We start from the raw sequence: 20,132 nt of genomic DNA, 5'->3' as shown, positions 1-20,132 counted from the left end.
CGAAAAACTGTTTTATCACAAGGCGATAAAAGTGATCAGGCCTTTGCGATGTGGCTAACGACCTTGGTCACACCTTTGATCCGGCGCACGATCGACAGGACCTTTTCAAGCTCTGCATCGCTTTGTGCCTCGCCCATGATGTAGACGACATTCTGCACCGACTGCCAACGATAATTGACGGAGCTCACACCTTTTTCGGCCAATAACAATGCCTTGATCTGGCTTTCGATCCAGACGTCGGACACGGACTGGGTTGCCGAATCGGTCGGAACGGCGTTCTTGCCATATTCATCTTCGGCCCGGTGATAGGCATCAATCGTTTCCTGATCGGCAATTACCAGATGGTCATACACCGTTTTGATCCGGTTATCCTGTTTGACCAGCGACATGACGTCATAATACTTGCCCTTGGAGTCCACCATGCCGGTGACCATGACATTCTGTTCCCAGATGTCGATATTCACATCCATCAGATAGGTGTGATCCACCTTGGAGAACTCGCCAAGGATGCCGGACTTGATCTGGGTATCTTGCCACTGGTCATTGCCGGTGCGGTCTTCCAACGGCATTTGCAGCGGTCCGCAGGCCGCCAGCGGCACCGCCAGCAGCGCACATACCGATACCGTTTTCAGAACACGGCCAATGCCGCGGTTTACCTTGATCATTCCTGTTCTCCTTGTTCATGCCTGCCTGACATGGGTCAATCTTCTTGCGTCAGTTCAAACGCCGCAGGACGTCAACTGTTCCGACCAATAGCTATTGCAGCCAATTTTGACGAAAAAAAGCCCGACCGCGTTCAGGCGAGCACATCCTACATCAGAGATCATGAATAAAAGAAAGAAAAATGGACCGGGAATTTCGCCCCGGTCCATCTAGCAGGTTCATCTGGCAGATCAATCTTCTTCCATCGACATCAGCGATGCGTTACCGCCCGCCGCCGTGGTGTTGATCGTGATTGTCTTTTCAGTGGCAAAGCGATGCAGGAACGCCTCATCAGGCAGTGCACCGTCATCCTCGGCCCCGCTATCGGAAATCAGCGACAGGATCGCGCCATCGCGCTTGGCCAGAAGCTGCTTGAACGACGTCACGCGATCAAGCGATGCCACGCACGATACCCCGGCAATATCACCATCATACATCGCACCCAGACCAGTATTGGTGCCAACCGCCTTGACCAGCTTGGCCGGAAGACCAGCCTCCTGTGCGAGTCCTGGAATGTCGGCCAACCATTTCTGATCACCGGCAAGGATCACCGCATTGCCCGCGGCAAGGGCGGCCCCCAGATGACGGATGATTTTTGCAGGTTCCGCATCCTTGTCCGCCTGGATCAGGTAAACACCACGGCCCTGACAATAAAGATCGTTGGTTTCACCGGTCGGCCCGGGCATCCGGGTCGGCGCGACAAAGCCGTTTTCCGAAAGGGCAGCAAAGTTCGCCACATGATCGGCCCCCGCCATCAGGGCATCATTGCCCGATGCATCCATCTTGGCCGACAGCTTTTCAAGGATGGTCACGCGCGCATTGCCATCGGCTGCCTGCCATTCTTCCTGGGCAGTCAACATCGCGGCATATTCGCTGGTCGCAATCACATCCTTGACGATGATCGGTGAACGATCGTCTGACACGTCATCATTGGAAATGGTATTCGCCTTCGCAATCGGCTTGGCGAAACGTTCGACATAGTGCGGACCACCGGCCTTTGGACCGGTCCCCGATTTACCCTGCCCGCCAAACGGCTGGACACCAACCACCGCACCGATCTGGTTACGGTTCACATAGCAGTTGCCAACGCGCAATTTCTGCGAAATTTCGCGCACGGTGGTATCGATACGGGAATGGATACCAAGGGTCAGGCCATAACCAGATGCATTGATCTGATCAAGGATCTTGGGCAGATCGCGCGCCTTATAGCGCACCACATGCACAACCGGACCGAACACTTCGCGTTCAAGCACATTGATCGATGGAATTTCAAAGCAATGCGGTGCAAAGAAATTACCCCCTTCGCATTCCGGAAGCATGTCACAAGCATGCAGAAGCTTGGCTTCCTTTTTCATGCGTTCGGCATGGGCTTCAAGAACCTTGCGCGATTTTTCGTCAATCACCGGACCGACATCGATATCAAGGAACTTCGGATCACCAACGCGTAGTTCCTTCATCGCACCGACCAGCATTTCACAAAGCTTGTCGGCAATGTCTTCCTGAACAAACAGCACACGCAGGGCCGAGCAACGCTGACCGGCTGACTGGAAACCGGAAATGATTGCGTCCTGCACGACCTGTTCGGGCAGCGCGGTCGAATCAACGATCATCGCGTTCTGACCACCGGTCTCGGCAATCAGTGGCAACGGAACTCCCGGACGTTTTGCCAGCGCCTGGTTGATGACCTGTGCGGTTTCGGTTGACCCGGTAAAGGCGACACCGGCAATGCGCGGATCATTGATCAGCTGATTACCAATCACACGCCCCGGTCCTGGCACCAGTTGGAATGCCGCGCCCGGAACGCCCGCCTCGAGGATCAGTTCTGCCGCACGGGCAGCAATCAGTGAAGTCTGCTCTGCCGGTTTGGCAATCACAGCATTTCCTGCTGCAAGGGCCGCGGTTACTTGCCCCAAGAAGATCGCAAGCGGGAAGTTCCACGGGCTGATGCAAACAATCACGCCCCGGCCTTCAAGCGGGCTGCCTTCGCGGAAGGTTTCCTCCGCCCGGTTGGCATAGTAACGACAGAAATCGACAGCCTCACGCACCTCGGCAACACCATCGGAATAAAGCTTCCCGGCTTCGCGCTGACAGAGCGCAATGAACTCGTCCATGTTTTCTTCAAGCAGATCACCCAGACGACGCAGTGCCGTCGCGCGGTCACTTGCCGGTGTCTTGTTCCAGGTTTCATAGCCCTTGAGCGCTGCCACAACGGCGGCGTCAATATCGGCCTCGGTCGCCTGCACAAGATCACCGACCTTCTCGTCAAGCTTGGCCGGGTTGATGACATCAATCGGGGTGCCCGAAACAAGTTTGCCATCAATCAGCGGGGCGGCGTTCCAGGTCTTGTTCTTGATCTCGGCAAGCTTGGCACTGAGTGGCAGAAGCTTTTGCGTATCTGTCAGATCAAGCCCGCGCGAGTTGACGCGACTTGCACCATAAAGGTCAATCGGTGCCGGAATCTTCGGATGGCCTTTGCGCGGAAGGGCCGCCATCTTTTCGATCGGATCGGCGATCATTTCCTCGATCGGCAGCTGTTCATCCTGAATACGGTTCACAAAGCTGGTGTTTGCGCCGTTTTCCAACAGACGGCGCACCAGATAGGCCAGAAGGTCTTCATGGGTGCCAACCGGCGCATAGACACGGCACGGAACGTTTTCGCCGTTCTTGTCGACGATCTGCTCGTAAAGTGCTTCGCCCATGCCATGCAGACGCTGGAATTCAAAGGTGCGGTCATTGCCCGCCATTTCCAGAACCGATGCCACCGTGTGGGCATTGTGGCTGGCAAACTGGCAATAGAACGCATCGCGACGCGACAGCATATATTTCGCACACGCCAGATAGGATACATCGGTCGATGCCTTGCGGGTAAAGACCGGATAGCCGTCAAAACCGTTTTCCTGACTGAACTTGACTTCGGTATCCCAATAGGCCCCCTTCACAAGGCGGACCATCATCTTGCGCCCGACCTTGGTCGACAGATCGGCCAGCCATTCCAGAACGTGATAGGCACGTTTCTGATAGGCCTGAACCGCCAAACCATAGCCTTCCCAGCCATCAAGATCCGGATCGGCAAAGACAGCCCCGATGACATCGAGCGACAGGTCAAGACGGTTGGCTTCCTCGGCATCGACGGTAAAGCCAATATCGTATTTCTTTGCCAGAAGTGCCAGTTCCTTAAGCCGCGGGGTCAGTTCGTTCATCACGCGATCATAGTTGGCAAAGTCATAGCGCGGATGGATCGCCGAAAGCTTGACCGAGATGCCCGGACTATCAATCGGCCCACGGCCATTGGCAACGCGTCCGATATCATGAATGGCGGTTTCATATGCCTTATAATAGCGATCGGCATCCTTCATCGTGCGGGCGGCTTCGCCCAGCATGTCATAGGAATAACGATAGCCTTTTTCTTCATTCGCCTTGGCACGCTCGGCAGCTTCGTCAATGGTGCGACCCATCACGAACTGGCGTCCCATGATCCGCATCGCATGGTTGAATGCCTTGCGAATGACCGGCTCCCCCGAACGGCCGATCATGCGTTTGATCAGACGGCCCGGATCTGCCTTTTCCGCCTTGCCGAACTTGATCACCCGCCCGGTCAGCATCAGCCCCCACGTCGACGCATTAACAAAGAAGCTGTCGGAATGGCCGAGATGGCTTTGCCAATCGGCATCAAACAGTTTGTCCTGAATAAGCTTGTCGGCGGTCACCGCATCGGGCACGCGCAGCAACGCTTCGGCCAGGCACATCAGGATGACGCCTTCCTTGCTCGACAGCTCGTATTCATGCAGCAGGGCATCAATGCCGCTTTTGCCGTTATCGGCACTGCGCACACGGGCAACCAGTTGATAGGCGCGGTTTTGAACGCGCCCGGTCTGTTCCTGGGAAAGACGCGCTGTTTCGATCAGGCGTTCAACAACGGCCTCTTCATCGGCGCGATACGTGTCACGGATCGTCTGGCGGATTTCATTCGGTTGCGGCAGTTCGGTACGGAACATGTTTAAAAGCCTCTCCCTGATGTTGGACTTTGCCGATCCCGAAGAACGCACATTATTTCAGGCGCTTCGGGGCCTTTTGCACCTCTATGGCGACAGACAATATTATTTCATCCGAAAAATGTGCTGCCATTTTTGGCAAAAATACGATATATCATCCACGATTTTTACATTCGCATAGTCACAAATACTGGCTGGACGCTTAAAATGCAGAAGAACCACAAGAGCTTGGACAAGATCGACAAACAGATCCTCCGCGAACTTCAGAACGATGGCCGCATGTCCAATGTGGAGCTATCACGCCGGGTTAATCTGAGCCCGACACCCTGTCTGGAACGCGTGCGCCGCCTTGAGCAAAACGGTTTTATCACCGGCTATATGGCGACGCTGGATCCGCGCAAGCTTAACCAGTCACTTGTGGTCTTCGTTGAAATCACTCTTGATCGTACCACACCTGACGTCTTTGACGTATTCGCCGCTGCGATCAAGAAGCTCCCTGAAATCGAAGAATGCCATATGGTCGCAGGTGGTTTTGACTATCTTGCAAAACTGCGCGTCGAGGACATGTATGCCTATCGCGAGTTCCTTGAACGGCTGTCTTCTGTTCAGGGTGTCGGTCAGACTCATACATATGTTGTGATGGAAGAAGTAAAAGTCCGACCCGGCATCGTCATTCCCTGATTTTCTTTTTTTGTTGATTCGCAACAACTTAATAGATCAAAATCGCATCCATCAAAGCAGACATCAGATCTGCTGGAAAAGTTGTTGGTGAAAACAAAACGGAAAACGGGTGCAGGAACATGTCTGAAGTCAGCTTCTACTTCGATTTCTCGTCACCTTACGGCTACCTTGCCGCCGAGCGGATGGAAGACTTCGAAAAACGCCATGGCGTCACGGTCGTCTGGCGCCCCTTCATGATTGGCGCAGCCTTCAAACAGACAGGACAAAGCCCGCTTCTGGATCAGCCGATCCGCGGTCCGTATTTCCGTCACGACATGGAACGATGCGCACGCCTGCAAAACATTCCGTTCCAAATCCCCAATAACTTCCCCTACGCGGCATTGGTTCCGACCCGGGCCTATTACTGGCTTGAATCGCGATCTCCGATGCTGGCGCGCAAATTCGCCAAGGACATCTATCGCGGCTATTTTGCCGACGGGCTTGATATGTCCAACCCGGAAAACGTTTTTGCCGCCGCAACCCGCCATTCCATCAATGCATCCGAAATGCGTGCCGCCGTCGAATCCCAGAAATGGAAAGACCATGTCCGCGCTGTTACCGAGGACGCGATCAAGATGGGCGCCTTTGGTTCGCCCTTCTTCTTCTACGAGGACGAACCTTTCTTCGGGAATGACCGGATTGATCAACTCGCCCAGTGGATTTCGCTGCGAAAACTCACACTTGGCAGCACAACAGACAACCCCGGTCAGTAGCACCGTCAAACGTCGCCGTTGAATGCAGAACAAGCTCTTCTGGAAGATGCAGATCAGCCTTTCTACTTCACGACTTTTTCTTGCACTTTCGTGGTGGACAACCAGGTTTGCGCATTGCGTGCAAGAGCTTGACGGATATCATCGCGTGCAAGCACTTCATCGATCATGGCGACCGCTTTCTTGCCCCAATCATTCTTGGTGCAAACCACGTGGTAGTTGATTTTTTCTGATGCTTCGCGGAATGGGTGGGTGACGATCATTGGTGCGCTATCACCACCAAGACCGTTCTTTTGATTGATCAGAAACCACGTCAACGCCCAGGGTGGCGCTAGCGAAAAGTCCACACGTTTCATTTCAATCATCGACAACATCGGCGCCAGGAAATTGGGCGTGGGATGTCGAACGACGCTGTCTGAGTTTGAATAGCGCTGAATGATCCTGTCTGTTTCTTCGCCATACGAAATGCCCGCCCCGATTCCGACGACAAAGCCCGCGTCAAGCAACTGGGCCAGCGAGACCTTGTCATCAATCGCCTCACGAAGCTTTCGGTTATCCGGCGAATACACCAGGTGACTGCTTTCAAGCACCGCACTTGGATGTTCGGAAAAATAGACAACCTCTTCGCGCTCAGAAGTCCGTATCAGTCCCGGCACGCAGTAGTTTCCCGTTTTCATCAAGGCAAACAACCGCGCCATATTGGCATGCCCCTTCACCATGTCGGGATCAAGCGACGCACCGAACAGTATGTCAAGGATCCCACCATGAAGCCCCTTGCCCGCCAACGGCCCGCTGCCAATACCAATCGGCGGCACATCTGCCTTAAGCCAATGAATTTCCTGAAGCGTATCTTGCGCATGCGCTGGCCTTTGTCCGAAAACAGCAGCAACACATGAACAAAAAACCAAACAGATCAAAGGCCGGTATGACATTATTTTTTCGCCCGCATTCCCAAGACAAGATCGATCAAAATATGGATCGGTCGCGATTTTATGACGACCACTGGTCACCTGCAAACAACCTCATATGCGCTAAACGCTATGGGTGATTTGATAGCATATAGTTAATTTCGGTACTGAAATACCGATTTAATATTGACGTTTACGTAAACTTCACCGATAACAACAGCCATAAACACCCTGCACGCGGGCCGATTTGCCCATAACAAAAACACGGTGAAAACGGACGATGACGGTACTGAAATCTGCGGTGAACGCCCGTTCCGAAGAATTCCGCAACAATGCCGAACATATGGAAGAGCTGGTTGCGGATTTGCGCGATCAAATTGCTGCGGTCAAACTGGGCGGCGGTGAACGCGCCCGTGATCGTCATACCGGGCGGGGCAAACTTTTGCCGCGTGAACGCATTCGCCAGCTTCTTGATGTCGGCTCCCCGTTTCTGGAACTCTCGCAGCTTGCCGCACATGGCATGTATGGCGATGAAGACGTTCCGGCAGCCGGCATCATTACCGGTATCGGCCGTGTTTCAGGCGTTGAATGCGTGATCGTCGCCAATGATGCCACGGTCAAGGGTGGTTCCTACTACCCGATGACCGTGAAGAAGCATCTTCGCGCACAGGAAATCGCACTGGAAAACAACCTGCCCTGCATCTATCTGGTCGATAGCGGCGGGGCCAACCTGCCCCGTCAGGATGATGTGTTCCCCGATCGCGACCATTTTGGGCGCATCTTCTTTAATCAGGCGACCATGTCATCAAAGGGCATCCCGCAGATCGCGGTTGTTATGGGGTCGTGTACGGCGGGTGGTGCCTACGTCCCGGCAATGTCGGATGAAAGCATTATTGTCCGCAAACAAGGCACGATCTTCCTTGGCGGTCCGCCGCTGGTGAAGGCCGCGACCGGTGAAGTCGTATCGGCCGAAGACCTCGGCGGTGCAGACGTTCACTGCAAAACATCCGGTGTGACCGACCATTATGCGCAGGATGATAGCCACGCGCTTTCGATTGCGCGCGATATCGTCAAGAACCTGAACTGGACGAAGAACCCCGGCCTGACTTTGACCGAGCCGCGCGCACCGGCCTATGACCCGCGCGAGATTTATGGCGTGGTGCCGACCGACACCAAAAAACCCTATGACGTGCGTGAAATCATCGCCCGCATCGTTGATGGCTCCGACTTTGATGAGTTCAAGGCACAGTACGGCACGACGTTGGTCACCGGCTTTGCCCGCATCTTTGGCTATCCGGTCGGCATCATTGCCAATAACGGCATCCTGTTTTCCGAAAGCGCGCTTAAGGGTGCGCATTTCATCGAACTGTGCGCGCAGCGCGGTATTCCGCTGGTGTTCCTGCAAAATATCACCGGCTTCATGATTGGCCGCAAATATGAAAGCGGCGGCATTGCCAAGGATGGCGCGAAGCTTGTAACCGCCGTTGCCACCGCAAATGTCCCGAAATTCACCGTCCTGATCGGTGGGTCCTTTGGGGCTGGTAACTATGGCATGTGTGGTCGCGCATACAGCCCGCGCTTCCTGTGGATGTGGCCAAATGCCCGTATTTCCGTCATGGGCGGCGAACAGGCTGCGAACGTTCTAACGCAAATTCGTGCCGATGCCGCCGAAAAGCGCGGTGAAAACTGGCCGGAAGCCGAGCAAGAGGCGTTCAAGGCCCCGATCCGCGATCAGTACGAGGAACAAGGCCACCCCTATTACGCATCCGCCCGCCTTTGGGATGATGGCGTGATTGACCCGGCTGATACCCGCATGGTGCTTGGCCTTGGCCTGTCTGCCGCACTCAACAAACCGGTCGAAGAAACCCGGTTTGGCGTGTTCAGAATGTGAGGTGATCATGAGCAATGCAAACACTGATAACATTTCTGATGCCGCGCTCTGTGAAATCGCCGCCAATGGCGTTGCGACCATCACCTTGAACCGGCCCGAAATTCACAATGCCTTTGATGATGTCCTGATCAACGATCTGACCGCCAAGATCGAAGCCCTTGATGCCGATCCTGCTGTTCGGGTGATCATCCTGACCGGGGCCGGCAAAAGCTTCTCGGCCGGGGCGGATCTTAACTGGATGAAGCGCATGGCGGGCTATAGCCATGCTGAAAACCTTTCCGATTCTCGCGCGTTGGCGAAACTGATGAAGGTTTTGAATTTTGCCTCGAAACCGACCATCGCACTGGTCAACGGGGCTGCCTTTGGTGGCGGCGTTGGTCTGGCGGCGTGCTGTGACATTGTAATTGCATCTGACCGTGCCAGTTTCTGCCTGTCGGAAGTCAAGCTGGGTCTGATCCCGGCGGTGATTTCGCCTTATGTTGTTGAGGCCATCGGGGTCAATCAGGCGCGGCGTTATTTCCTGACCGCCGAACGGTTTGATGCCAAAACTGCCCAACAGATCGGGCTGGTTCATGAAATCACCACAACCGATGAATTGGCTGCCCGTGGACAGGAAATGGCAAAACTCCTGCTGGCCAATGGTCCGGATGCTATGCATGCCGCCAAGAACCTGATTTACGCGGTCGCCAACAAACCGATTTCAGATGCCGTAATTGATGACACAGCCCAACGCATCGCCGATCAACGCGCAAGCGACGAGGGCCGCGAAGGTGTCGGTGCCTTTCTGGAAAAACGTCCTGCGAACTGGAGCAAGAAATAACATGCCGCGCAAACTTCTGATCGCCAACCGCGGTGAGATCGCCTGCCGCGTGATCAAGACCGCCCGTCGCATGGGAATTGCCACGGTCGCCGTTTATTCCGATGCCGACGCCAATGCCCTGCATGTCAAACACGCGGACGAGGCCTATCACATTGGCGCCCCCGCCCCCAAGGACAGTTACTTGCGCACCGACCGGTTGCTTGAAGTCATCGCGCAATCGGGTGCCGATGCGGTTCATCCGGGCTATGGCTTCCTGTCGGAAAACGCCGGTTTTGCCGATGCGCTGGAAAAGGCCGGTTGCGTCTTTGTCGGCCCGCCGGCAAGTGCGATCCGCGCCATGGGGTCGAAATCCGAAGCCAAGAAAATCATGGGCAAGGCCGGAGTACCGCTGGTGCCCGGCTATCACGGCGAAGATCAGGACCCTGACCTTCTCGCGGCTGAGGCCGACAAGATCGGCTATCCGGTATTGATCAAGGCATCCGCTGGTGGTGGCGGCAAAGGCATGCGTGCGGTTAAAAAGGCATCCGATTTCAAGGATGCCCTGATCAGCTGCAAACGCGAAGCTGCCAGCAGCTTTGGCGATGATCATTGCCTGATCGAAAAACTGATCGTCAAACCGCGCCACGTTGAAATTCAGGTCTTTGCCGACAGCCATGGCAATGCGGTCTATCTGTTTGAACGCGATTGCTCCTTGCAGCGCCGCCACCAGAAGGTGATTGAAGAGGCCCCTGCACCGGGTATGACCGAGGAGCTCCGCGCCCAGATGGGCAAGGCCGCCGTCGATGCCGCCAAGGCGATTGGATACCAAGGCGCGGGTACGGTTGAATTCCTGCTTGATGCGTCGGGTGCGTTCTATTTCATGGAAATGAACACCCGCCTTCAGGTCGAACATCCGGTGACCGAAAAAATCACCGGCGAAGACCTGGTGGAATGGCAATTGCGCGTGGCCGATGGCGAGGCCCTGCCAAAGGTGCAGGAAGACCTTTCGATCAATGGTCATGCCTTTGAAGTGCGCATCTATGCCGAAGACCCGCAGAACGATTTCCTGCCCGCAACCGGCAAGCTTGTACATATGCGCATGCCACCTGAAACCGATCATGTGCGGGTTGATACCGGCGTTTATGAGGGCGGCGAAGTTTCCATTCATTATGACCCGATGATCGCCAAGCTGATCACCTGGGATGTGGACCGCACCTCGGCACTCCGTCGCATGGCGACCGCATTAAATGATGTGCAGATTGTTGGTGTGACCACCAATACCGGCTTCCTTGGCAATATCGCTCGTCATCCGGCCTTTGAACGGGGCGAAGTCGAAACCGGTTTCATCCCGAACTATCAGGATGATCTGCTCCCCGCCCCAAGTGCGCCTGATAACGAGGCGCTGGCATTTGCCGCCCTTGATATCCTGCTGACCCGCGATGCGGAGGCCGCCCGTTATGCTGCCCAAAGCAACGATCCCTATTCGCCCTGGCACAGCACGGCTGGTTTCCGGCTGAATGACGATAACCACCATGACCTGATCCTGCGTCATGACGGATCGGACCTGCTGGTCAAGGTGCATTACCGCGATCAGGGCTATGTCATCGATATGCCTGATGGTAGCGCTATCATCGCCAGTGCCGAGCATGACGAAAATGGCGCCATCGTTGCCAGCCTGAATAACGTCCGCAAACGCGCGTCGGTGCTTCGTGACGGTAATCGTCTGATGATTTTCCGTGATGGCCGTTCGGACCGTCTCGACATCTTTGATCCGCTGGCTGCGGCTGGTGGCAACGAAGGTACGGGTGGTGGTCTGACCGCACCGATGCCGGGCAAGATCATCGCTGTGATGGCAGAGGCCGGTCAATCCGTCACGGCGGGTGACAAGCTCGTCGTGATGGAAGCGATGAAAATGGAACACACCATTTCCGCCCCCGTCACCGGCACGATCAAGGAAGTGTTCTTTGGCGTCGGGGATCAGGTCGATGATGGCGCAGAACTGATCGCGATTGAGGAGGCCCAATAATGGCCTTGCTTTCCGATCTGCCAAGCCGCGTCAAAATCGTTGAGGTCGGCCCGCGTGACGGGCTTCAGAACGAAAAGGCGATGGTCCCGACCGCAACCAAGGTCGAGTTGATCCATCGCCTGAATGATGCCGGTTTATCGGTGATCGAAGCCACCGCCTTTGTCAGCCCGAAATGGGTGCCGCAAATGGCCGATGCGCCCGATGTCATGGCACAGATCACCCGTAAAGCCGGTGTGACATACCCAGTGCTGGCCCCGAACATGAAGGGCCTTGAGGCCGCGATTGCGGCGGGCGCGACCGAGGTTGCGGTATTTGGCGCGGCATCAGAAAGCTTCTCGCAAAAGAACATCAATTGCTCGATTGCTGAAAGCCTTGATCGCTTCCGCCCTGTCGCCGACGCGGCGCGTGACGCCGGCCTTGCAGTACGCGGATATGTTTCCTGCGTTTTGGGCTGCCCGTATGAAGGCGACATTGCGCCTGAAAAAGTGGCCGAGGTCGCAAAGGCGCTTTACGACATGGGCTGCTATGAAATCAGTCTGGGCGATACCATCGGCACCGGGACGCCCGCCAAAGCACAGGCGATGATCTCCGCCGTTGCCAAGCATGTCCCAACCGAAAAGCTCGCCGCCCACTTCCATGATACCTATGGTCAGGCGCTGGCGAATTTGCTTGCCGTGCTTCAGATGGGTGTCGCCAACATCGACAGTTCCGTCGCCGGTCTAGGTGGCTGCCCCTATGCCAAGGGGGCCAGTGGCAATGTCGCGACCGAGGATGTTGTCTATATGCTGAACGGGCTTGGCATCAAAACCGGTATCGATCTTGAAAAGCTTGCCGAGACAGGAAGCTGGATTTGTGATCAGATAGCAAAATCAAGTGCATCGAAGGTCAATCTGGCCTTGGCAGCAAAAAGATCAACGACCGGGGACTAATGGATGGGCCCGTCAAAATACAGCTTCAGACGGGCCACCCCAAACGACCTGCCAATGATTGGCCGCTGGCTGCACGTGCCCGAAGTTATCCGCTGGTGGGGCGATCCGGCCGAACAGCTTGAACTGATTTCCGAAGATGTCGAACTGGCCGAAATGGCGACCCTGATTGTGTCATACCGCAATCGCCCGTTTGCCTTTGTGCAGCATTACGACGCCCATCAATGGCCACAGGCGCATTTTGATCCCCTGCCGGAACATACCCGCTGTCTGGACGCCTTTATCGGTGTGCCCGACATGATGGGATGCGGACATGGTCAGATGTTTTTAAAGATGCTGACACGCCAATTGTTTGAACGTGGCGCGCCCATGATCGGGATTGATCCCGATCCGGAAAACGAACGTGCCATCCGGTGTTATGAGGCCATCGGGTTTGTTGCCGGGCGGGAATATGAAACCGCCAAGGGCCCGTGCCTTTTGATGACGCTTGATGCCCGTAACCAGAAACAAAGCTGATCTTTCTGATCGCACATCACCCTGCGTTCCCGCCACCCACCACGGGATTGTGTGGACCCGATTGCAACAATTGGTCTGAGCGCGGTTTTTGGCACGCCAGCCTGTAGCTGACGATGCCGGTCAAGGCACCAAACAACACAATCCCTGCGACCTGCCCCCACAAAACCCCGACGGCCCCGAAATAGATGCTGCCCAACCAGACGAGCGGGATCACGCCAAGAAACTCCTTGGCAAGATCGGCAAGCATCGCAAAATTAGGCCGCCCGGTGACGTTAAAGAAAGTATGGGATGAAAACTGCAGACCCAGAAACATGTAAAGCGGCGCAATCGCCGTACAAAACAGGCCCAGCAGGTTTGCGGTTTCCGGGGTGGTGCGAAACAGTTCAGACAATTGGTCAGACAAAACAAACAACAGCGCTGATACCAGCAGACCATAAACAACAATCAGCCCCCAGACCGAATGCCAGATGGCGCGCACCCGATCCGTACGCTTGGCGGAAAAATTCTGTCCAAAGATCGGACCGATAGCCTGTGGCAAGGCCATGTAACCGACAAAGGCAAATGGCGCGATGCGTTCAATGATCGCCATTGCCGCGACGGCGTCCGAACCAAACTTTGCCATCGATGCCATAATAAAACCGCTGGCAATTGGCGGGCCGGTTTTGGCCAGACCGACCGGTACCGTGACCCTGGCAATTTCGCGAACATCTTGCGCGAATACAGCAGCATCAAAACGGCCCAGCATGTTATGCACATTGCGCACGCCATAAAACGCAATCACCATGATCACGACGCGCGATATCACGGTGGCCCATGCAGCGCCTTCCACACCCCAGCCAAAACCAAAGATAAATATCGGATCAAGCACGCCATTGGTAACCGCCCCTGCGATCTTCGCCCACATCGACCGTTGTTTGGCCCCGATCACCCGTAAAAGCGCCCCGGACGCCATGCTAAGCACCAGAATGGGCAGGCAAAGCATGACAATCTGCAGATAACTGGTGCCAAGTTCATGAACGCGGCCTGATGCGCCAAGCGCTGCCAGCATAACTGGCGCCCCCCACCAAATCACCGCCGTCATCAGAACCGAAAGGCCGACACCGAAAAGTAGTATATGCGTTGCCATCACGCGCGCGCGCTCACGGTCGCCAAGCCCCTCGGCCCGTGCCACCAACGCCGTCATTGATGTCGAGACCCCAAGCGATATCGCCAGCGTGAAAAATATCAGGGGCCAGGCAAAACCAAGTGCGGCAACAATATCGACATCGCCCAGAAGGCTCAGGAAAAACAGATCAAGCGCATCGACAGCCACCATCGCAACAAGTGCAAGCATGCTTGTCGAAGCCATGCTCAGGATATGGCGCAGAACCGAACCACCGATAAAATACTGCTGCTGCAACGCCATTTTGGGTTTGATCCGTCACGGTTGGAAGAGCGAGGCATCAATCGTTTTTGAAAGAGCTTGCAGATGTATCGGCACTGATAAGGAACTTGTGCCGCTGCCGCCTTGAAAGATGTTCTGTTTCTGTCGCCGACACCGGTTGTTTCGCGGCAAGGTTCAGATCCGTTCCAGCCTTCCATTTCGCGGCGATGACGCTTGGATTTTGCGGACAGAACTCATTCAAGCGGGCTATCACATGATGCTGCACCCGGCTGGCCTCGGGGAATTTCCGGTCCGTCCAGAACCGTTTGCGCGGCCTGAAATAGCCGATCTCATCAAGAAACGAAACGCCGAAATAGTGACAGGACTCAAGCGAATTATAAAAATGTTCGTCAAAGACAAAACTGCCATCCTTGCGCATCGAATGCGTCAGACACCAGTCCAACATCTCGTCAAGCTGCCTTGCTGCGAAATCGCGCTGGGCTGGTGCCATATGTGACCAGCCATGACGAAATATCTTCGCGACATCATAATTGTTGTGGTTGTTGAAATTGCCGCGGCTCCGCCAGCCGACCGGATATTCTTCACCCCGCCGCTCAAGGGTCGTGCGGATCAGGCTTGGCCAATGGCGAACATCCCCTTTGCGATAGGACACAATGTGGAACGTAAAACTCAGATCGTCATAGCGATGGGTTTTACCATCTGATGAATACCATGGCCCCCAGTAACCGGTTTCCGGGTTTTGAATGTCGTCGAGGAAATCGGTAAAAGCCTTGATATAGGCATCATCAAGCGCGATCCCGCGCACATGTTCCCGGGCAAAATTGCGCAGGCGCGGCTTGAAGCATAACTGCGCCAGGCAGCACAGGACCGAGCCCAGTTCATCACGCTTGTTGCGCCCGGTTGCGGCAATATCCGACACCAGAAGATCTTCGAGATAGGCCCGCATTTTCGCGATGGTCGATACCGGCTCCAGAAAATGAAGCGGATGGCGCGGTGCGCGTTTTTCCGTTGCCAGTTCATGCAGACGCACAATGGTCGCATCAAACTTGTGATGAAACTCGGTATATTGCCAGCCCCACGATCCATCGATCGATGATTGGCGCGCAACGTAACTTTGATCGGTTTCGGCAAAACTGCTTTCAAGGCGCGTTACAAGATCATCGAGCCGCGGCCAATAGGCCGTGTAACGTGCAAGCCACTTGGCATAGATATAAAGCTGCTGGGACGCAAGCATGGTGCGGCTATATTCGCTGAACCGGCGCAATATCCCCGCCATGGCACCAAGATGATCGTTATATCTTTGTACTTTGTCGTGATAGGCACGGTCATAGCGGGCAAAATCCCGCGTAATCACGCATCCGTCCACCGCATGTGCAAGTCCCGATACAGTAGTCATCTATGGTTCCGGCCACCTCGCTTGATCAAGAGAACGGCTGTCTGTGATTAGAACCACCTTCTTTGCCCAAAAGATGGCACATATCGAAAAGTCCGGGTGTCGGTCAGAAATCCCCTCAAGGGCTGCTGTCTTCACGCAAAGAACAGCCAACTAAAACCTTAAAGGTTGTCTCAAAGACCAACATAAACAGCTATTAATTGCATACAGGATATTGCGACCTGACGCTACCCTTTTGGCGAAAACTATACGTACCCATATTACCAAAGATTAATGTGGCACTGATACTCGGTTTCGCGGGACGCACAGTTCAAGTAACTCTAAAATAATAACTTTCTAAAGTTTTCAACCGCCATGCGGACAGAAAAAGGGGCACCCAAACGAGTGCCCCTAAGTCAGAACATATTTGCCATGTTCGAATGTATAGGATCAGGCCGCGCGTACCGCGCTCAGGAAAGCTTCGACCTTTTGGCGCAGACTTTCTGATTCACGCGACAACTCACCCGCCGCCGTCAGGACCTGTTCGGCTGCAGTGCCGGTCGAACCTGCGGCCTCATTAACGCTGACGATATTGCTCGTAACTTCCGAAGTACCAGCAGATGCTTCCTGCACGTTACGGGTGATTTCAAGGGTGGCTGCACCCTGTTCTTCAACCGCACTGGCGATGGTGGCTGAAATCTCGCTGATTTCGGCAATGGTTGCGGAAATAGAGGCAATGGCCGAAACCGCCCCTTCGGTTTCGTTCTGAATGCCGGTGATTTGGGCAGTAATTTCGTCGGTCGCCTTTGACGTTGCCGTGGCAAGGTTTTTAACCTCGGCCGCGACCACGGCAAAGCCCTTGCCCGCATCGCCGGCACGGGCCGCCTCAATGGTCGCATTCAGCGCCAGCAGGTTGGTCTGTTCGGCAATGTCACTGATAAGGCCAACCACATCACCAATTTTCTGTGCCGCTTCGGCCAAGCCCCTGACTTGAGCATTGGTCTTTTCGGCATCCTCAACCGCGCGACTTGCCACAGAAGACGACTGCGTAACCTGCTGATTGATCTCGGCAATCGAGGCACTGAGTTCTTCGGTCGCGCTGGCAACGGTTTGCACATTGGTCGATGCTTGTTCCGCCGCAGCGGCAACAATGCCGGATTGGCGACTAGTTTCCTCGGCCGTGCTGCTCATACCGGTTGCGGTTGCCTGCATCTCGGTTGCAGCCGACGACACTGTTTTAAGAACAGCAGATACTTCCTGATCGAAACCAGATGTCAGTTCACTGATTTTCTGGGCGCGTTTTTCACGTGCCTTGGCTGCCTCGACTTCCTGTGCTGCCAATTGATCAGCGCGGATCATGTTTTCCTTGAATACCAGAACGGCCTTGGCCATCTGACCAATTTCATCACCACGTTCCTGGCCTGGAATATCGATTTGCTTGTTACCGTTTGCCAAGGCATTTGTCGCATCCGTGATCGCGCGGATCGGTCGCGAAATGCCGGCACCAATCAGCCATGCCGCTGACACACCCAGCACGACGGCAACAACCGCAAGGATTTCGGTGATGAGGATTGATTGCTGGGCCGCACGCGATGCCCGCGGGCCGATTTCATCCTGCTCTGCCTTGATGTCGAGTTTAAGCGTCTCAAGATCGGCGGCAACCGCCGGTCCGATACGATCAAGCGTATTGGCAATCAGGTCTTCACGCCTTGGATCGCCTGCCGGCAGCGATGCAACCTCATCAAAGGCCTCTGAATAGGCTGTCAGAAGACCGATGGCATCCGCGACAACCTTGTTGCGTTCCGCCCGATCAAGCATCCCGTCAAGTTCATTTATCAGGCTCATGGTGGAGGAAAGTCGCTCTCTGACTTTTGCGGCCGAACTGTCACTACCCGTGATCACATAATCCTTAAGTGAAACACGGGCCTCCAGAAGATTGGCCTGAACCCTGCCTGCCTGATTGGACTGAAGGGCCGTCTGACGGTAGCGCAAGAAATCATCGCCGACGCCAGAAGTGGACAAAACGCCGATCACCGAAACAGTGACAAGCAACAGAAGAACGACACCAAATCCCCCGAACACCTTCGCAGAGATTTTCAGGTTGCTGAATGCTGAATTCATTTCATACCCCTAGGAAATGAGCCACTTAGGGGTATGTTGGGATGCGGCCCAATAATATTAAGAATAACCTGTGAACAAGTTCACTTATTTCGGGTATTTAAAGCATGAATTTCTCGTTTTAAGAAAAAAGGCGGGAATGTTAAACATCCCCGCCCGGAAAAATCGCATAGCGTTCCTGTCAAACAGTGCGTACCGCGCTCAGGAATGCTTCAACCTTGTGGCGCAGGCTTTCAGATTCCCGCGACAATTCTGACGCGGCACTAAGCACCTGTTCGGCGGCTGCCCCGGTGGACCCGGCCGCCTCGTTCACACTGACGATGTTCGATGTTACCTCGGTCGTACCGACGGAGGCTTCCTGAACGTTGCGGGTGATTTCAAGGGTTGCCGCCCCCTGTTCTTCGACGGCACTTGCGATGGCAGCTGATATTTCGCTGATCTCTGTGATGGTGGACGAAATCGAGCCAATCGCCGTCACCGCCCCATCAGTTTCATTCTGAATACCGGTGATCTGGTTGGTGATGTCCTCGGTCGCGCGTGACGTCGCGGTCGCAAGATTTTTGACCTCTGCCGCGACAACGGCAAAGCCCTTGCCTGCATCGCCCGCACGGGCTGCTTCGATGGTGGCATTCAGGGCCAGCAGGTTGGTTTGTTCGGCGATGTCGCTGATCAGACCGACCACATCACCGATCTTTTGCGCGGCCTCGGCAAGGCCACGGATCTGGATGTTGGTTTTCTCGGCATCTTCGACTGCGCGATTGGCAACCGTCGATGACTGGCTGACCTGCTGGGTGATTTCAGCAATCGATGCGCTGAGTTGTTCGGTCGCACTGGCAACGGTCTGAACGTTGGTCGATGCCTGTTCGGCGGCGGCCGCGACGATGCCCGACTGACGACTTGTTTCCTCAGCCGTGCTGCTCATGCCAGTTGCGGTTGACTGCATCTCGGTCGCGGCAGAGGCCAAGGTTTTAAGGATAACCGACATGTCCTGATCAAAGCTGGCGGTCAGCTCGTTAATTTTCGCGGCCCTTTTTTCGCGACGTTTGACGGCCTCGGCTTCTTCCGCTGCGAGCTGTTCAGCCTTGATCATGTTTTCCTTGAAGACCAGCACCGCCTTGGACATATCGCCGATTTCATCGCGGCGGTCCTGGCCTGGAATATCAATCTGCTTGTTGCCACCGGCCAGTTCCTTCATGACCTCGGTGATCTGACGGATCGGACGCGAAATACCCGTACCGATGATCCATGCGGCAAAACCACCAAGGATCACCGCGACACCGCCGACAATGGCGGTAACGATCACCGCCTGTGACGCCGCCTTGGTCGCACGCGGGCCGATTTGATCCTGTTCCGCCTTGACCGACAGTTTCAGGTCTTCGAGATTTTCGGCAACCACCGGGCCAACTTCATCGAGCGTATCAGCCACCAGCTGATCACGCGCCGGATCCCCCACCGGCAGTGATGCAACCTTGTCGAAGGTATCGCGATAGACGATCAGGTTTGCCCCGGCAGATTGCGCCGTTTCAATCATTTGCGGTTCATCAAGCAGGGCAACAAGTTCGTCATTTAACTTTATTGCTGTCGCCAGACGCTCATCGACATTGTCTGCCGCAGCACTGTCCCCTGTCAGCAGATAGTGTTTAACCGAGACGCGTGCTTCAAGCAGGTTGGCCTGCACCCTGCCTGCTTGGTTGGACTGCAATGCGATATGGCGATACCGCACAAAGTCATCCCCGACACTGCTGATCGAGAACTCCGACCAGAGAGAGGCTAGTACGAGCAAAACCAGCACAACGCCAAAGCCGCCATATACTTTTGTTGAAATTTTGAGACGATTAAACATCGACATAAACGAGGTTCTCCCAATTACTCTGTCACCTCATTCATCATATTATATTTTTACAATCATTACGTGATATACGCGTGATTACGTCACTATGCGTTAGGTGATATCGACCTATTCATTGTGAGGACACCTTGCGTATAAGCATAAAACTTAAGAATAATCTTATATATACGTTTGATTTGGAGAAAGATTATCGTGAAATCAATGATGTAATTTCACTTA

At 54.8% G+C, this 20,132-nt stretch carries 14 protein-coding genes; 7 read left to right on the top strand and 7 right to left on the bottom strand.

Features of this window, described 5'->3' with window-relative positions; translation table 11 throughout:
• Nucleotides 1-35 precede the first annotated feature (35 nt).
• Both AC5Q5A_RS10895 and putA read right to left on the bottom strand, forming a co-directional pair.
• Nucleotides 36-665, bottom strand: a complete 630-nt coding sequence (locus AC5Q5A_RS10895; protein WP_064781583.1) for a BON domain-containing protein — start codon at nt 663-665, stop codon at nt 36-38.
• A gap of 228 nt (nt 666-893) precedes the next feature.
• Nucleotides 894-4,697, bottom strand: a complete 3,804-nt coding sequence (gene putA / locus AC5Q5A_RS10890) for a bifunctional proline dehydrogenase/L-glutamate gamma-semialdehyde dehydrogenase PutA (RefSeq protein WP_493895275.1) — start codon at nt 4,695-4,697, stop codon at nt 894-896.
• Between the two features lie 204 nt (nt 4,698-4,901).
• Here putA and AC5Q5A_RS10885 point away from each other — a divergent pair, with 204 nt between their 5' ends.
• Both AC5Q5A_RS10885 and AC5Q5A_RS10880 read left to right on the top strand, forming a co-directional pair.
• The gene (locus AC5Q5A_RS10885) at nt 4,902-5,375 is read left to right on the top strand and encodes an Lrp/AsnC ligand binding domain-containing protein (protein WP_008890579.1); all 474 of its coding nucleotides are present in this window, start codon (nt 4,902-4,904) and stop codon (nt 5,373-5,375) included.
• A gap of 119 nt (nt 5,376-5,494) precedes the next feature.
• Nucleotides 5,495-6,127, top strand: coding sequence for a 2-hydroxychromene-2-carboxylate isomerase (locus tag AC5Q5A_RS10880; protein ID WP_008890578.1), 633 nt, complete (start codon nt 5,495-5,497; stop codon nt 6,125-6,127).
• A gap of 62 nt (nt 6,128-6,189) precedes the next feature.
• On the opposite strand, the gene AC5Q5A_RS10875 is transcribed toward AC5Q5A_RS10880, so the two are convergent.
• Complete coding sequence (locus AC5Q5A_RS10875) at nt 6,190-7,056, bottom strand: hypothetical protein (RefSeq protein WP_493895274.1); 867 nt, start codon at nt 7,054-7,056, stop codon at nt 6,190-6,192.
• A 256-nt stretch (nt 7,057-7,312) separates the two neighbouring features.
• On the opposite strand from AC5Q5A_RS10875, the gene AC5Q5A_RS10870 reads away from it, so the two are divergent.
• The 5 genes from AC5Q5A_RS10870 to AC5Q5A_RS10850 are packed head-to-tail and all read left to right on the top strand — an operon-like array spanning nt 7,313 to nt 13,190.
• Nucleotides 7,313-8,923, top strand: coding sequence for a carboxyl transferase domain-containing protein (locus AC5Q5A_RS10870; RefSeq protein WP_493895273.1), 1,611 nt, complete (start codon nt 7,313-7,315; stop codon nt 8,921-8,923).
• A gap of 7 nt (nt 8,924-8,930) precedes the next feature.
• Complete coding sequence (locus AC5Q5A_RS10865; RefSeq protein WP_493895272.1) at nt 8,931-9,743, top strand: enoyl-CoA hydratase/isomerase family protein; 813 nt, start codon at nt 8,931-8,933, stop codon at nt 9,741-9,743.
• A gap of 1 nt (nt 9,744) precedes the next feature.
• Nucleotides 9,745-11,748 (top strand): acetyl/propionyl/methylcrotonyl-CoA carboxylase subunit alpha, encoded by a 2,004-nt coding sequence (locus AC5Q5A_RS10860; RefSeq protein WP_493895271.1) that lies wholly within the window; start codon nt 9,745-9,747, stop codon nt 11,746-11,748.
• On the top strand, nt 11,748-12,677 hold the full coding sequence (locus AC5Q5A_RS10855) for a hydroxymethylglutaryl-CoA lyase (protein WP_493895270.1): 930 nt from the start codon (nt 11,748-11,750) through the stop codon (nt 12,675-12,677). Before AC5Q5A_RS10860 ends, AC5Q5A_RS10855 begins: the two co-directional genes overlap by 1 nt.
• 3 nt (nt 12,678-12,680) lie before the next feature.
• Nucleotides 12,681-13,190, top strand: coding sequence for a GNAT family N-acetyltransferase (locus tag AC5Q5A_RS10850; RefSeq protein WP_064789742.1), 510 nt, complete (start codon nt 12,681-12,683; stop codon nt 13,188-13,190).
• Between the two features lie 16 nt (nt 13,191-13,206).
• On the opposite strand, the gene AC5Q5A_RS10845 is transcribed toward AC5Q5A_RS10850, so the two are convergent.
• The 4 genes from AC5Q5A_RS10845 to AC5Q5A_RS10830 all read right to left on the bottom strand — a co-directional run bounded on the left by AC5Q5A_RS10845 (nt 13,207) and on the right by AC5Q5A_RS10830 (nt 19,913).
• The gene (locus AC5Q5A_RS10845) at nt 13,207-14,595 is read right to left on the bottom strand and encodes an MATE family efflux transporter (RefSeq protein ID WP_493895269.1); all 1,389 of its coding nucleotides are present in this window, start codon (nt 14,593-14,595) and stop codon (nt 13,207-13,209) included.
• Between the two features lie 37 nt (nt 14,596-14,632).
• Entirely contained in the window at nt 14,633-15,970 is a 1,338-nt protein-coding gene (locus AC5Q5A_RS10840; protein ID WP_493895268.1) for a hypothetical protein, read from the bottom strand.
• A gap of 426 nt (nt 15,971-16,396) precedes the next feature.
• On the bottom strand, nt 16,397-18,067 hold the full coding sequence (locus AC5Q5A_RS10835; RefSeq protein WP_493895267.1) for a methyl-accepting chemotaxis protein: 1,671 nt from the start codon (nt 18,065-18,067) through the stop codon (nt 16,397-16,399).
• 178 nt (nt 18,068-18,245) lie between these two features.
• Nucleotides 18,246-19,913 carry a methyl-accepting chemotaxis protein gene (locus tag AC5Q5A_RS10830; RefSeq protein ID WP_493895266.1) on the bottom strand — a complete coding sequence of 556 codons (1,668 nt, stop codon included), beginning with the start codon at nt 19,911-19,913 and terminating at the stop codon, nt 18,246-18,248.
• Nucleotides 19,914-20,132: the final 219 nt, after the last annotated feature.

Source organism: Thalassospira sp. CA1, assembly GCF_059052855.1.
The sequence above is the reverse complement of the archived record's forward strand: the minus strand, read 5'-3'. Positions and strand labels throughout refer to the sequence as shown.

Excerpts from the sequence above, each read along its gene's own strand:
- AC5Q5A_RS10895 (WP_064781583.1), bottom strand. The coding sequence starts at position 665 with ATGATCAAGGTAAACCGCGGCATTGGCCGTGTTCTGAAAACGGTATCG.
- putA (WP_493895275.1), bottom strand. The coding sequence starts at position 4,697 with ATGTTCCGTACCGAACTGCCGCAACCGAATGAAATCCGCCAGACGATC.
- AC5Q5A_RS10885 (WP_008890579.1), top strand. The coding sequence starts at position 4,902 with ATGCAGAAGAACCACAAGAGCTTGGACAAGATCGACAAACAGATCCTC.
- AC5Q5A_RS10880 (WP_008890578.1), top strand. The coding sequence starts at position 5,495 with ATGTCTGAAGTCAGCTTCTACTTCGATTTCTCGTCACCTTACGGCTAC.
- AC5Q5A_RS10875 (WP_493895274.1), bottom strand. The coding sequence starts at position 7,056 with ATGTCATACCGGCCTTTGATCTGTTTGGTTTTTTGTTCATGTGTTGCT.
- AC5Q5A_RS10870 (WP_493895273.1), top strand. The coding sequence starts at position 7,313 with ATGACGGTACTGAAATCTGCGGTGAACGCCCGTTCCGAAGAATTCCGC.
- AC5Q5A_RS10865 (WP_493895272.1), top strand. The coding sequence starts at position 8,931 with ATGAGCAATGCAAACACTGATAACATTTCTGATGCCGCGCTCTGTGAA.
- AC5Q5A_RS10860 (WP_493895271.1), top strand. The coding sequence starts at position 9,745 with ATGCCGCGCAAACTTCTGATCGCCAACCGCGGTGAGATCGCCTGCCGC.
- AC5Q5A_RS10855 (WP_493895270.1), top strand. The coding sequence starts at position 11,748 with ATGGCCTTGCTTTCCGATCTGCCAAGCCGCGTCAAAATCGTTGAGGTC.
- AC5Q5A_RS10850 (WP_064789742.1), top strand. The coding sequence starts at position 12,681 with ATGGGCCCGTCAAAATACAGCTTCAGACGGGCCACCCCAAACGACCTG.
- AC5Q5A_RS10845 (WP_493895269.1), bottom strand. The coding sequence starts at position 14,595 with ATGGCGTTGCAGCAGCAGTATTTTATCGGTGGTTCGGTTCTGCGCCAT.
- AC5Q5A_RS10840 (WP_493895268.1), bottom strand. The coding sequence starts at position 15,970 with ATGACTACTGTATCGGGACTTGCACATGCGGTGGACGGATGCGTGATT.
- AC5Q5A_RS10835 (WP_493895267.1), bottom strand. The coding sequence starts at position 18,067 with ATGAATTCAGCATTCAGCAACCTGAAAATCTCTGCGAAGGTGTTCGGG.
- AC5Q5A_RS10830 (WP_493895266.1), bottom strand. The coding sequence starts at position 19,913 with ATGTCGATGTTTAATCGTCTCAAAATTTCAACAAAAGTATATGGCGGC.